This is a genomic window from Streptomyces sp. NPDC001100, assembly GCF_053598575.1.
In genome coordinates this window covers 181,739-194,323 of record NZ_JBSFKO010000011.1, presented here as the reverse complement: position 1 = coordinate 194,323, position 12,585 = coordinate 181,739, and the positions used below count along the sequence as shown (strand labels likewise).

Annotated in this window: 10 protein-coding genes and 1 pseudogene; 8 read left to right on the top strand and 3 right to left on the bottom strand. The window is 70.6% G+C overall.

Annotation, left to right across the window (positions count from 1 at the left end; genetic code table 11):
• The first annotated feature begins 12 nt into the window (after positions 1-12).
• The 5 genes from ACWDEW_RS18405 (at position 13) to ACWDEW_RS18385 (ending at position 6,404) form a co-directional block, all read left to right on the top strand.
• Entirely contained in the window at positions 13-1,032 is a 1,020-nt protein-coding gene (locus ACWDEW_RS18405) for an asparaginase (protein ID WP_450514016.1), read from the top strand.
• 100 nt (positions 1,033-1,132) lie between these two features.
• On the top strand, positions 1,133-2,533 hold the full coding sequence (aspA, locus tag ACWDEW_RS18400; RefSeq protein WP_450514015.1) for an aspartate ammonia-lyase: 1,401 nt from the start codon (positions 1,133-1,135) through the stop codon (positions 2,531-2,533).
• A gap of 35 nt (positions 2,534-2,568) precedes the next feature.
• On the top strand, positions 2,569-3,501 hold the full coding sequence (locus ACWDEW_RS18395) for a glutaminase (RefSeq protein ID WP_450514014.1): 933 nt from the start codon (positions 2,569-2,571) through the stop codon (positions 3,499-3,501).
• A 135-nt stretch (positions 3,502-3,636) separates the two neighbouring features.
• Positions 3,637-5,031 (top strand): polyprenol phosphomannose-dependent alpha 1,6 mannosyltransferase MptB, encoded by a 1,395-nt coding sequence (gene mptB, locus ACWDEW_RS18390; RefSeq protein WP_450514013.1) that lies wholly within the window; start codon positions 3,637-3,639, stop codon positions 5,029-5,031.
• Positions 5,028-6,404 carry a glycosyltransferase family 87 protein gene (locus tag ACWDEW_RS18385; RefSeq protein ID WP_450514012.1) on the top strand — a complete coding sequence of 459 codons (1,377 nt, stop codon included), beginning with the start codon at positions 5,028-5,030 and terminating at the stop codon, positions 6,402-6,404. The genes mptB and ACWDEW_RS18385 overlap by 4 nt, the downstream gene beginning before the upstream one ends.
• Positions 6,405-6,463: 59 nt before the next feature.
• Here ACWDEW_RS18385 and ACWDEW_RS18380 read toward each other — a convergent pair.
• The 3 genes and pseudogenes from ACWDEW_RS18380 to ACWDEW_RS18370 all read right to left on the bottom strand — a co-directional run.
• Positions 6,464-7,210, bottom strand: a pseudogene (locus ACWDEW_RS18380) (D-alanyl-D-alanine carboxypeptidase family protein); the annotation flags it as partial.
• Between the two features lie 203 nt (positions 7,211-7,413).
• Positions 7,414-8,553: a transcription termination factor Rho gene (rho, locus tag ACWDEW_RS18375; protein ID WP_450514011.1), complete on the bottom strand. Its 1,140-nt coding sequence runs from the start codon at positions 8,551-8,553 to the stop codon at positions 7,414-7,416.
• 286 nt (positions 8,554-8,839) lie between these two features.
• A complete protein-coding gene (locus ACWDEW_RS18370) occupies positions 8,840-9,667 on the bottom strand; it encodes a class I SAM-dependent methyltransferase (protein WP_450514010.1) in 828 nt (275 codons plus the stop codon).
• 167 nt (positions 9,668-9,834) lie between these two features.
• On the opposite strand from ACWDEW_RS18370, the gene ACWDEW_RS18365 reads away from it, so the two are divergent.
• Genes ACWDEW_RS18365 through ACWDEW_RS18355 form a run of 3 tightly spaced genes read left to right on the top strand, consistent with a single transcriptional unit; the run spans position 9,835 to position 12,569 of the window.
• The gene (locus ACWDEW_RS18365) at positions 9,835-10,605 is read left to right on the top strand and encodes an SDR family NAD(P)-dependent oxidoreductase (RefSeq protein ID WP_450514009.1); all 771 of its coding nucleotides are present in this window, start codon (positions 9,835-9,837) and stop codon (positions 10,603-10,605) included.
• 6 nt (positions 10,606-10,611) lie between these two features.
• Positions 10,612-11,025 (top strand): VOC family protein, encoded by a 414-nt coding sequence (locus ACWDEW_RS18360; protein WP_450514008.1) that lies wholly within the window; start codon positions 10,612-10,614, stop codon positions 11,023-11,025.
• Positions 11,026-11,036: 11 nt separating this feature from the next.
• Positions 11,037-12,569, top strand: a complete 1,533-nt coding sequence (locus ACWDEW_RS18355; RefSeq protein ID WP_450514007.1) for an MFS transporter — start codon at positions 11,037-11,039, stop codon at positions 12,567-12,569.
• Positions 12,570-12,585 lie beyond the last annotated feature (16 nt).

Genomic DNA, 12,585 nt, shown 5'->3' with positions numbered 1-12,585 from the left:
TGACAGGCAGCGATGTACAGCAGTCCCCTCGCGGACCCACCCCTCATCCGTGAACCCCTCCACGCACCCGTCGCCCACCTCATACGCGGCGGAATGATCGAGGGCATCCACTACGGCTCCGTCGTCGTCCTCGACACCGACGGCCAGGTCCAGCTCCAGATCGGCGACATCGAGGCCGCGTTCTACCCGCGCTCGGCGATCAAGCCCGTCCAGGCCGTCGCCATGGTGCGGGCGGGACTACCGCTCGACGGCGAGCTGCTCTCGCTCGCCGCCGCCAGTCACTCCGGCGAGGAACGCCACCTCGCCGGGACCCGGCGCATCCTCGAACTCGCCGGGCTGACCGAGGACGACCTGCGCAACGTCCCCGATCTGCCCTACGACCCGGTCGCGCGCGATGCCTGGGTGCGCGAGGGTCGGCAGCCGTCCCGGCTCGCCCAGAACTGTTCCGGGAAGCACGCGGCGATGTTGTACGTGTCGAAGCTCAACGGCTGGTCCCTCGACGACTATCTCGACCCCGCGCATCCGCTTCAGCAGGCGATCGCGGAGATCGTCGAGGATCTCACCGGCCAGCGGATCGCTCGGGTGAGTGTGGACGGGTGCGGGGCTCCGCTGTTCTCCATCTCGCTGCACGGGCTTGCTCGGGCTGTTTCGCGGATCACCACTGCCGCGCCCGGTACGCCGGAGGCTCGGGTCGCGGATGCGATGCGGGAGTTTCCGGAGATGGCGTCCGGGGCCGGGCGGGATGTGGCCGCGTTGATGCGGGCCGTTCCCGGGCTGTTGGCCAAGGACGGTTTCGAGGGTGTCGAGGTTGCCGCGTTGCCCGATGGGCGGGCTGTTGCGGTGAAGATCGCGGACGGGGCGAATCGGGCGCGGGTGCCGGTCGCTGCGGCTGGGCTTGCGCGGGCTGGAGTTGATCCGGTTCGGCTTGTCGAGTTTGCGGGGGAGCCGTTGCTGGGGGGTGGGGAGCCGGTGGGTCGTGTGCGGCCTGTGCGGGCTTTGGACCCTGTGTCGCCGTTGTCCGCGTGTGCCTAGATCGGTTGTTGGGGCACTGCGGGTCCGGTGGCTGGTCGCGCAGTTCCCCGCGCCCCCAAAAAGACTGCACTCATCCCGATGAAAGAGGACCTGCACCCTCATGAACCGCAGTGAACACGACCTGCTCGGAGACCGTGATGTTCCCGCCGATGCCTATTGGGGTGTTCACACCCTGCGGGCCACCGAGAACTTCGCCATCACCGGTACCCCCATCTCGACCTACCCGCACTTGATCAACGCTCTTGCCGCCGTCAAGGAAGCCGCCGCTCTCGCCAACGAGGAGTTGGGGTTGCTGTCGGCGGAGAAGACGGCCGCCATTGTCGCCGCGTGCCGGGAGATCCGGGACGGGAAGCTGCACGACCAGTTCGTCGTGGACGTGGTGCAGGGCGGGGCCGGCACCTCCACCAACATGAACGCCAACGAGGTTGTCGCCAACCGGGCGTTGGAGTTGCTGGGGCACGGCAAGGGTGAGTACCAATACCTGCACCCGAACGAGGACGTCAACCTCGGGCAGTCGACCAATGACGTGTATCCGACCGCGGTCAAGATAGCGACCGTCTTCGCCGTACACGGATTGATCGCGTCAATGTCCGTACTGCAGGACGCGTTCGCCCGTAAGGCCGTCGAGTTCCGTGACGTGCTCAAGATGGGCCGTACACAGTTGCAGGACGCGGTGCCGATGACGCTCGGTCAAGAGTTCTCCGCGTATGCGGTCATGATTGACGAGGACCGTCAACGTCTTGACGAGGCCGTCCAGTTGATCCATGAGATCAACCTGGGAGCCACGGCCATCGGGACCGGACTCAATGCGCCGGCCGGGTATGCCGAGTCGGCGCGGCGGCACCTCGCCGAGATCACCGGGCTGCCGCTCGTGACGGCGGCCAACCTGGTCGAGGCCACGCAGGACTGCGGGGCGTTCGTGCAGATGTCGGGTGTGCTGAAGCGGGTCGCGGTCAAGCTCTCCAAGAGCTGCAACGATCTGCGGCTGCTGTCCTCCGGGCCGCGCGCGGGGCTCGGGGAGATCAACCTGCCGCCGGTGCAGGCCGGTTCGAGCATCATGCCCGGCAAGGTCAACCCGGTGATCCCGGAGGTCGTCAACCAGGTCGCCTTCGAGGTGATCGGCAACGACGTCACCATCACGATGGCCGCCGAGGCCGGACAGCTCCAGCTCAACGCGTTCGAGCCGATCATCCTGCACTCGCTGTCGGAGAGCATCACGCATCTGCGGGCCGCCTGCCTCACGCTGGCCGAGCGCTGCGTGGACGGCATCACCGCCAACACCGAGGCGCTGCGCGCGAGCGTGGAGAACTCCATCGGCCTGGTGACCGCGCTCAACCCGCACATCGGCTACACGGCCGCCACCGACATCGCCAAGGAGGCCCTCGCCTCGGGCCGGGGCGTGGCCGAACTCGTCCTGGAGAAGGGCCTGTTGCCCGCAGAGACGCTCGCCGGTCTGTTGCGGCCCGAGGTCCTGGCCGGCAGCGGTCCCGTGGCCGTCTGACGGCGGACGCGCACCAGGACCGGACCGGAGGCACAATGGTGATCATGTCCCCCTCGATGACCTTCCTGCCGGTCCTGGAGCGCATCGCCGGCGAGATCGAGCGGACCCCCGGCCGCGGCCGGCCCGCCGACTACATCCCGGCGCTCGCGGCCTGCGACCCGCGCAGCTTCGGGATGGCCGTCGCGGAGCTGGACGGCACGGTCTACGGCGTGGGGGACTGGCGGCAGCCGTTCTCCACGCAGTCCATCACCAAGGTCTTCACCCTCGCCCTCGACCTGGCCCGCGAGGGCGACGAACTCTGGGAGCACGTGGGCCGCGAGCCCTCCGGCAACCCCTTCAACTCCCTTGTCCAGCTGGAGTACGAGAGCGGCATCCCGCGCAACCCGTTCATCAACGCGGGAGCCCTCGTCGTCACCGACCGGCTGCAGACCCGTACCGGCGACGCGGCGGGCGAGCTGCTGTCCTTCCTGCGCACCGAGAGCGGCAACCCGAGCCTCGACTTCGACAAGGAGGTCGCCGCCTCCGAGTCCGCGCACGGCGACCGCAACGCGGCCCTGGCCCACTTCATGAAGTCCTACGGCAACATCGACAACGAGGTGCCCGTCCTCCTCGACCAGTACTTCCGGCAGTGCTCCATCATGGCGTCCTGTGCCGATCTCGCCCTCGCGGCCGGTTTCCTGGCCCGGCACGGCAGCCGCGCCGACGGCAGCCGGCTGCTCACCCTCACCCAGGCCAAGCAGGTCAACGCCGTGATGCTGACCTGCGGGACGTACGACGCGGCGGGCGAGTTCGCCTACCGGGTGGGCCTGCCCGGCAAGAGCGGAGTGGGCGGCGGCATCATCGCGATCGTCCCGGGCCGGTGCACCCTCGCCGTGTGGAGCCCGGGACTCGACGAGCGGGGGAACTCGGTCGCCGGGGTGGCCGCGCTGGACCGCTTCACGACGCTGACCGGGGTCTCGGTCTTCTGACCGGAGCCGCACACGCACGGCGAACTCACTGATAGCGAGGCCCGATCACACGGAGGTCACGCGCAGTCCGCCGCACGGAGAGCGGCACGTCGCTTTCCCGCCATCCGGCGTTGACACGCTGAACGAGTGTTGGCCATGGCTTTTCCCGTCGATCTCCGCCGCTGCCAGGTACTCGGTCTGGCCGGAACCGCCGTCCTCGCGCTGGGCGGTGAGACGGCCGGAGCGCTGCCGTCCGCCGACGTCTTCTCCCCGGCCTCGGCGCAGGCCGCGCTGGGGCTGGTCGGGGTCTACTTCGGTGTCGTCCTGCTGATCGCGGCCTGGCTTCTGCTGGGCAGGCAGATCCGCAGCGCCGAACCGCCGAGCCCGCGCTCCCTGCTGCTGGTCCTCGCCGTGTGGGCGGCCCCGCTGCTGCTCGCGCCGCCCCTGTTCAGCCGGGACGTGTACAGCTATCTCGCGCAGGGCGCCATGGTCGACGCCCACATGGACGTCTACGCGCACGGCCCCGCCGCGCTCGGCGGCCCCCTCGCCGACGAGGTCGCCCCCCTGTGGCAGCACACCGGGGCGCCGTACGGCCCGGTGTTCCTCGCCCTGGCCTCCGGGCTGTCCGGACTGACCCGGGGGCAACTCCCCGCCGGGCTCTTCGGGATGCGGCTCGTCGCCCTGCTAGGGGTGGGACTGATGGCCGCCGCCCTGCCCCGGCTCGCCCGGCAGTGCGGCGCGGACCCGGCCGCCGCGCTCTGGCTGGGCGCCCTCAACCCGCTGGTGCTCCTGCACCTTGTCGCGGGCGCCCACAACGACGCGATCATGCTCGGGCTGCTCGGCATCGGCCTGGTCGCGGCGCGCGGCCGGTGGCCGATCCTGGGCGCCGTCCTCGTCACGCTCGCCGCGCTCGTCAAGGCTCCTGCCGCGCTCGGGCTCGCCGCGGTCGTGCTGCTCCAGATCCGCGCGGGCCGCAGCCCGGCCAAGGCCGTCACGACGACCGTCGTCGCGTCCGCGGTCACCACGGTCGCCGCCACGGCCGTCGCGGGCACGGGCTACGGCTGGATAGGCGCCCTCGACACACCCGTCTCGGCACACAACTGGGCGCTCACCAGCCTCCTCGGCCGCGCCACCGGCGCCCTGCTGGAACACCTCGGCAGCAGCCTGGCCCCCTTCGCGATCCCGGCGTGGCACGCCCTCGGACTGGCGGTCACCGGCGCGGCCGTCCTCGCCATATGGTTCCGCCTGCGCCCCAGCCCGGTCTACGCGCTCGGCCTGAGCCTCGCCGTGGTGGCCGCCTTCGGCCCGGCCATCCGCCCCTGGTACGCCCTGTGGGGCCTCTTCCTCATCGCCGCCGCAGCGCCCAGCACGTCCGTACGGCACCGAGTGGCCGCCGTGACCGGCGTCCTCGCGCTCGCCGTCCTGCCGAGCGGCGGACCCGCCGACATCGGACAACTCGTCCTGGCCGTCTCCGGCGGCGTCCTCGCCATCGTCGTCCTCTGGCAGGCCCGCCAGGCGGCAGAAGCCCCGGCCCTGGGACGTACGGCATGAGAACACCCACCACCGACCGCGGCCGAATCCTCCTGGTGCTGGCCCTCGCCACCACCGTGACCGTCTTCACCGCGACCGTCCCACTGCTGCGCGACTGGTTCGACCTGCGGGTCTACTACGGCACCGTCCACACCTGGCTCCACCACGGCGGCCGGATCTACGACTACCACGTGCCCGGGACGGCCTACGGCTTCACCTACCCGCCGTTCGCCGCCGTCAGCATGGCCCCGATGGGCTACCTCGGGCTCGGCACCGCGATCGTCGCCGCGCTGATCCTCAACCTGGTCGCCCTCGCCGTGGTGCTGCGCATCCTGGCCGGTCCCGGATGGCGGCGCTACGGCTGGTTCGGGTGGGCTCTGGTGGCCTGCGGTCTCGCGCTGTTCGAGCCCTTGCGCGACACCTTCAGCTTCGGGCAGGTCAACCTCCTGCTGCTGGCCCTGGTCCTCGGTGACGGCTGGCTGCTCTCCACCGGCCGGGGCCGCTGGGCGGGCTTCGGCATCGGACTCGCCGCGGCCATCAAGCTCACGCCGGCGCTCTTCATCGGCCTGCTGCTGGTGGCCAGACACTGGAAGGCCGCCGCGGTGGCGACGGCCGTGGCGCTCGCGGCGACCGGGCTCGCGGCCCTGGTGGACCCAGGTGCCTCGAAGTTCTACTGGACCCGGGCGATGTGGGACACCACCCGGGTGGGTCGCCTCGACTACGTCTCCAACCAGTCCCTTCAGGGCGTCCTGGCCCGCCTCGGCGAGACCGGCCGCCCGCTGTGGGCGACGGTCGTCCTGCTCGTGCTGTGCGTATGGGCGGTGCGAGTACGGCGTGCGGTCGTCGCGGGGAACTGGACGGCGTCCTTCGCGCTGACCGGGCTGACCGCGTGTCTGATCAGCCCGATCACATGGGTGCACCATCTGGTGTGGCTGCTGCCTTCGTTCGCCGTGCTGGTCCGCGCGGGGCACCCGCGGATCGCGGGCGCCCTGTACGCGGTGATGTGCACGAGTGTCGTGTGGCTGTGGTTCGACGATTCCTCGGGCATCGACGGCTTCCTCGGCAGCAACACGTACACCTGGGTCACGCTCGGCCTGCTGCTGTGGCTGCCGACCTGTCAGGCCGAGGGAATCCGCCGGCCCTTGAACCGCAAGGCCGCCACCACCGCGCCCGCGCCCAGCACCGCGGCCGCAACGATCGCCGCCGTCTCGGCCCAGCCCGGACCATCGTCCGGTACGGCCGCTGCGGCCACCGGCACGGCGGCGGGCCCCGGTCGCGGACTCGCCCGCAACGCGTCCAGCGAACCCACCGGATACACCCGCCCGGCAGCCGCGAAACCCCAGTCGAGCAGCTCGCGCGCCTCCTCGTACACGGTGAAGCCGCCGCCCGCCTGAGGGTTCATCACCGTGACGACGAGCGACCGCCCGCCCCGACGCGCCGCAGCGACCAGTGTGTTGCCCGCGTGGGTGGTGTAGCCGTTCTTGACACCGATGAGTCCCGGATACGGTTCGACACCGTCGTTGCCGGTCAGCAGCCGGTTGGTGTTCTGGATCGCGTACGAGGACCCGTCACCCGGGAACTCGGCCTCGGCGGTGGAGCAGTACCGCGCGAAGTCCGCGTTGCGCAGCCCGGCCCGCCCGAACACCGCGAGGTCGAAGGCGGAGGACACCTGGCCGTCGGTGTCGTAGCCGTCCGGCGAGATGACATGAGTGTCGAGCGCGCCCAGGGAGCGCGCCTTGGCCTGCATCCGGGCGGCCGTGACGTCCCAGCCGCCGTTGAGGGCGGCCAGGACGTGCACGGCGTCGTTCCCGGAGTTGAGGAAGACCCCGCGCCACAGGTCGGCGACGCGGTAGGTGTGGCCCGCCTCGACCCCGACCAGGCTGCTGCCCTCGCCGATACCGGCCAGGTCCTGTTCGCTGACGCGGTGCCGGAGCCCTGCGGGGAGCGTGGGGAGGACGGTCAGGGCGAAGAGGGTCTTCAGGGTGCTGGCGGGCGGGAGTCTGCGGTGCGCGTCGTGTGCGGCCAGGACTTGCCCGGTGTTGGCGTCCGCGACGAGCCAGGAGAGGGCTGAGACGTCCGGGAGCTGCGGGGCGCCGGGGCGGGGGTGGACCTGGGTGCTGGGATCCGGCCCGGTGTTGGCTGTCGCCGCGGTGGGGGTGAACGCGAGGGCGCCTGTCAGGCAGAGGGCGCAGGCTGACATAGCGATCCGGGGCGAGAATCCGATAGTCATACCGGCAAACGTAGGAACGGAGTCGTCATGGACGGCGATGGCGGGGCCGGGTGGGGTGAGTGTGCACCCGGATGCGCTAGTGATTTGGCTGACGGCCGGTGGGGGCTGGTCGCGCCCACGCGGCGGAGCCGTATGTCGAGACAGCCCCGCGCCCCTGGAAGAGCACGCTCAGGTCAGCTCGAAGGGAGCGTGGGCTGGATGCGGCGTAGGAACGTCGCGTTGTCCGGGGTCTCTCGCATGCGCTCCAGCAGGGTCTCCGTGCTGCTCTGGCCGTCCCTGTTCTGGAGGACGCGGCGCAGGCCGTGCACCGTCGTCAACTCGGCCGGGGTGAGCAGGAGTTCCTCGCGGCGGGTGCCGGACGGGTTGATCTCGACGGCCGGGAACACCCGGCGGGAGGCCAGCTCGCGGCTGAGGCGGAGCTCCATGTTGCCGGTGCTCTTGAGCTCCTCGAAGTAGAAGTCGTCGGCTCGGGAGCCGGTCTCGACCAGGGCGGTGGCGAGGATGGTGAGCGAGCCGCCCTCCTCGGCGAGGCGGGCGGCGCCGAAGAACTTCTTCGGGCCGATCAGCGCGGTCGCGTCGACACCGCCGCTGAGGGTACGGCCGCCGGAGGCCGCCGCATTGTTGTGTGCCCGGCAGAGCCGGGTGAGCGAGTCGAGGAGGATCACTACGTCCTCGCCCGCCTCGACGAGCCGCTTGGCCCGTTCGATCACGAGCTCGGCCAGCGCGATGTGCTGCTTGGGCGCCTTGTCGAAGGTGGAGGCGTACACCTCGCCGCGCACGGAGCGCCGCATGTCGGTGACCTCCTCGGGCCGCTCGTCGAGCAGTACCACCATGAGGCGGGCCTCGGGGTGGTTGCCGGCGACGGCCGCCGCGATCTGCTGCAGCAGTACGGTCTTGCCGGTCTTGGGCGGGGCCACGATCAGTCCGCGCTGGCCCTTTCCGACGGGGGCGATCAGGTCGGCGACGCGTCCGGTGAGTCCGGCCGCCGGGTGTTCGAGGTGCAACCGCTCGCGCGGGTGCAGCGGGGTGAGGTCGCGGAAGTGGCGTCGGCCGCGCAGTTCGTCGGGCGTACGGCCGTTGACGAACGCGACCTCGGTCAGGGCGCGCTGCCCGCCGCGGACACCTTCCACGAGGTCGCCCTTGCGCAGGCCGTGACGGCGGATCAGCGCGGGGGAGACCTGGAGGTCGGTGGGCGCGGGCTGGCAGTTCAGCGCCCGCAGGTGCCCCTTCCCGTTGCCGTCGATGTCGAGGACACCGGTCGCGGTCTGGGTGCGGGGCTGTTGCTGTACGGGGGGTTCGAGTGTGGTGGTCATGATGGGTGGTCCTTTCAAGGACGGTTGCATGTGTCATGCGGAAGGAAGGGGGAGAAGCCGCAGAGGGAGGGCGCATCAGCGCTCCTCGGGGCGGCGGGAACATCACCTCGGGTGCGGCGGAAGAACGCCGGTCGCGAGGTGGTGTGAGGAAGCCGTGTGCCGGTCGGAATCGACGGGCCGGTCGGCGGAGAAGAAGTGGTGCTGGCACCGGCGCCCTGAACGGGGCGTACACAAGTGCTGATCGCACCGTAGCACACCCGGTGCGGTTGCGGCTGTGAGATACGGCTCAGCGGCTCGCCAGCAGGCCGTAGAGGAGGGGAATCCTGGGCTCGGGCAACCGCCACCAGCCGGTCGGGGTCCGCTCCATGCGCGGCCAGCGCGGCCACGGCAGTCCGTCGCTCTCACGGAGCCTTCGGATGTTGAGTCCCGCTGTCGTCAACGCGTTGATGACCTCGTCTATTCCGTGCATCCACTCGTAGCTGTCGGTCGCGTCCGCGACGGCCGGACCGTCGGTGTACGTGAACGTCGCGTCCCGGTGCACCGGACCGCCGCCGCCCAGGTAGTCGTGGCGCAGCAGGAGTTCCGGTCCCTCGCCCGGATTCGGCTTCGGGCCCAGGGAGTTGAGCAGGGGGTGGAACTCGACGATGTACAACAGTCCCCCGGGGCGCAGGAGTTGGGCAACCGCGTCGGCCCAGCGCGGGAGGTCGGGCAGGTAGCACAGGGCGCCCTTGCCGGTGTACACGACGTCGAACTGCCGTTGTCCCAGGGCCTCGACGGCGTCGTACACATTCGCCTGGACGTACTCGACGTCGAGGCCCGCCTTCGCCGCGATGCCGGTCGCGGCCTTCACCGACGCCTCGGAGAAGTCGAGTCCCACGGCTCGTGCCCCGCGCCGCGCGAACGCGAGGGTCTCGGTGCCGAGATGGCACTGGAGGTGGAGCACGTCGCGGCCCGCGAGTTCGCCGAGGTCGTCCCACTCGAAGGCGGCGAACCAGCGGTCCGGGTCCGGGTCGCCGTCGAGGCCGTAGAACCGGCTGGCGAGGTGCACGGGGGTGCGGGCGTCCCAGTTGGCCTGGTTGGCGCGCATCAGCCGGGCCTGGTCGTCGGTGCTCATGGGGACATCCTGCCGTGAAGCCGTGCGGAGTTCCCGGCTTCCCGCCTCATACCAGCCATACGAACCCCCGATGGCCCTTCGTCGACCCATTTCTTGTTCTGGTCAATGGCCGTACCTACGCTGCCACCACCGCACCACGGCGGCACGGGACAAGGGACTTGGCAATCATGGGTCGACTGGCCGGGAAAATCGCTTTCATCAGTGGAACGGGGGCAGGAATAGGGCGGGCCGCGGCGCAGATATTCGCGGCGGAGGGCGCCGAGGTTTTCGGCTGTGACCTCGACGAGGACAGTGCCGCGGAAACCGTGGAACTCGTCGAAAAGGCCGGTGGAATCATGCGGTCCCTGGCACCCGTGGACCTGTCCACCCAGGACGGTGCGCGGGAGTGGATCGAGGCCGGGATCGCGGCCTTCGGCGGGATCGACATCCTCTACAACAACGCCTCCGCGCTGCGGAACGGCCCGTTCGAGACCATGCCCGCCGAGGACTGGTACTTCACCATCAAGAACGAGCTGGACATCCCCTACTTCTGCACCCAGGCCGCCTGGCCGCACCTGATCGCCCGTGGTGGTGGGGCCGTGCTCAACGTCGCCTCCGTGGCCGCCGTACGCGGGGCGCCGTTCATGCCGATGGTGCCCCACGGGGCCGCCAAGGGCGGGGTGCTGGCGATGAGCATGCACCTGTGCGCGGCCGGCGCCCCGCACCGCATCCGCGTCAACACCATCGCCCCGGGCATGACCCGCACCTCCGCCACCGCGCCCTTCCTCGACGATCCGGACGGTCCCAGGGCCCAGTTGGAGGCGCGCATCCCGGCCGGCCGGGTGGGGCAGCCCGAGGACATCGCGCGGGCCGCCGCCTTCCTCTGCTCCGACGAGGCGGCCTTCGTCAACGGCGCCAACCTCATGGTCGACGGCGGCGACAGCGCGATGGCGGGCTGAGCCGCCGTGACCGTCCGACTCGACCACGTGGGCGTCAACGTACGCGACCTGACCGCCCAAACCGCCTGGTACCAGGGTGCGTTCGGCCTCAAGACCGTCTTCGAGTTCCATCTCGAAGGGCCAGGTCTGCGGGGTGTCGTCCTGGAGCATCCGCGCGGCTGGCGCATCGAACTGCTCGCCAGACCCGGCTCCGCCCCCGGCCTTCGCGCACCGGACCCGATGACCGCCGTACTCACCGAGGGATACGGGCACTTCGCGGTCACCACCCCCGAACTCGACCCCGTCCACGAGGCGTTGGTGGCCCGTGGCGCGGGCGAGGTCATGGCACCCGGGCCGTCCCCCGAGCCCGGAGTACGCATGGCCTGGGTCAGCGACCCCGAGGGAAATCTCATCGAACTCATAGAGAAAAACGCAGAGTGAGGGCACGCACGATGACGGATTCGATCTCCTTGAAAAGACTGGACCCCGGAACGCTCATAGCGTGCTGTCTCGCGGTCGCGGCGGCACAGTTGTGCATTACCGTTCCCTCGCCCATCAACGGGGAAATCCAGGCCGCATTCGGCGCCTCGGGTTCCCAGGTCGCCTGGGTCACCTCCGCGTTCATTCTCCCCACCGCGATTCTGGAACTGAATTTCGGTGTGGTGGGCGATCTCTTCGGCCGCAAGCGGCTGTTGGTGCTCGGCGGGCTCGTCCTGGCGCTCGGTGAACTCCTCAACGCCACCTCGCAGAACATCACCATGATGTGGACCGGGCAGGCCCTCGCCGGCATCGGCGCCGCCGCGCTGTTCCCCAGCTCCCTCGCGGTCATCGCGGCGGCCACGCCGGACGGCAAGGACCGGGCGAAAGCCGTCTCCACCTGGGCGCTGTCGATCTCCCTCGCCTCCGCGCTCGGCCCGCTGTCCTCCGGGGTCCTCGCCACGGTCGCCGACTTCCGCTGGGCGTTCGTACCGCCGGTCGTGCTCGGTCTGATCGTCGCGGGCGCCTGCTGGAAGCTCGTCACCGACTCCAAGGCACCCGAGGGCCGCGCGCTGGACTGGCCGGGCCAGATCACCATCGCCGTCGGCCTGACTGCCCTGCTCTGGGGCGTCATCGAGGGCGGCGGCCGCGGCTGGGGCAGCGCGGCGATCGTGGGCTCGCTGACCCTGGCGGCCGTCGCGCTCGTCGGGTTCGTCGTCGCGGAGACCCGCGCGGCCTCCCCGATGTTCAACCTGGGCCTGCTGAAGATCCCCTCGTTCGCGGCGGCGGCCGTCGTCGCGTTGGCCGGCATGTTCGGCTTCATCGGCACCGCCTACTGCGTCTCGATCCGCCTCGGCGCGGTGATGCACCTGAGCCCGCTGCGGGCCGGAATGCCGTTCGTGATCCTCCAGCTGATCCCGCTGCTGCTGGCGCCGGTGCTCAGCAAGATGCTCACCCGCGTCGACGCCCGCTGGCTCCTGATGGGCGGTCTGCTGCCCATGGCCGCCGGACAGTTCTGGATCGCCGCCCTGCCCATCACCACCACCTCCCTCGCCGCCTTCATCGGCCCGGTGCTGCTGCTCGGCGTCGGCTTCATCTGTGTGGTGTCCTCGCTGACCTCCGCCGCCGTGAACGCCGTACCGATCAACATGACCGGCATGGCCAGCGGCGCGACCAGCCTGGTCCGCGAGTTCGGCCAGGGCCTGGGCCCCGCCGTCATCAGCACCATCGCGATGAGCGCCGCGTCCTCCGCCCTCGTCGGCAAGCTCAGCGGGGCCGACGCGGGCATGGAGAAGGCGGTCGGACCCCTCGCCGTCGTCAACGCGGGCAGCGCCCAGGCCAAGGCCGCCGCGCAGGCCGCACTCGGCCACGGCATGGCTCTCGGCGTGGTGATCTGCGGCTGCGCCTCCCTGCTGGGCGCGGTCGTCACCCTGCTGCTGGTGCGCAGGAACACCGAGCGCGCGACCGTGGAAACGGGGGAGCCGTCGGTGCAGGCGGCGACCGCGTAGGACGTACGTCGTAGGA

Coding starts and splice junctions, on each gene's coding strand:
- mptB (WP_450514013.1), top strand. CDS start 3,637: ATGGCTTTTCCCGTCGATCTCCGCCGCTGCCAGGTACTCGGTCTGGCC.
- rho (WP_450514011.1), bottom strand. CDS start 8,553: ATGACCACCACACTCGAACCCCCCGTACAGCAACAGCCCCGCACCCAG.
- ACWDEW_RS18385 (WP_450514012.1), top strand. CDS start 5,028: ATGAGAACACCCACCACCGACCGCGGCCGAATCCTCCTGGTGCTGGCC.
- ACWDEW_RS18370 (WP_450514010.1), bottom strand. CDS start 9,667: ATGAGCACCGACGACCAGGCCCGGCTGATGCGCGCCAACCAGGCCAAC.
- ACWDEW_RS18365 (WP_450514009.1), top strand. CDS start 9,835: ATGGGTCGACTGGCCGGGAAAATCGCTTTCATCAGTGGAACGGGGGCA.
- aspA (WP_450514015.1), top strand. CDS start 1,133: ATGAACCGCAGTGAACACGACCTGCTCGGAGACCGTGATGTTCCCGCC.
- ACWDEW_RS18355 (WP_450514007.1), top strand. CDS start 11,037: ATGACGGATTCGATCTCCTTGAAAAGACTGGACCCCGGAACGCTCATA.
- ACWDEW_RS18395 (WP_450514014.1), top strand. CDS start 2,569: ATGGTGATCATGTCCCCCTCGATGACCTTCCTGCCGGTCCTGGAGCGC.
- ACWDEW_RS18405 (WP_450514016.1), top strand. CDS start 13: ATGTACAGCAGTCCCCTCGCGGACCCACCCCTCATCCGTGAACCCCTC.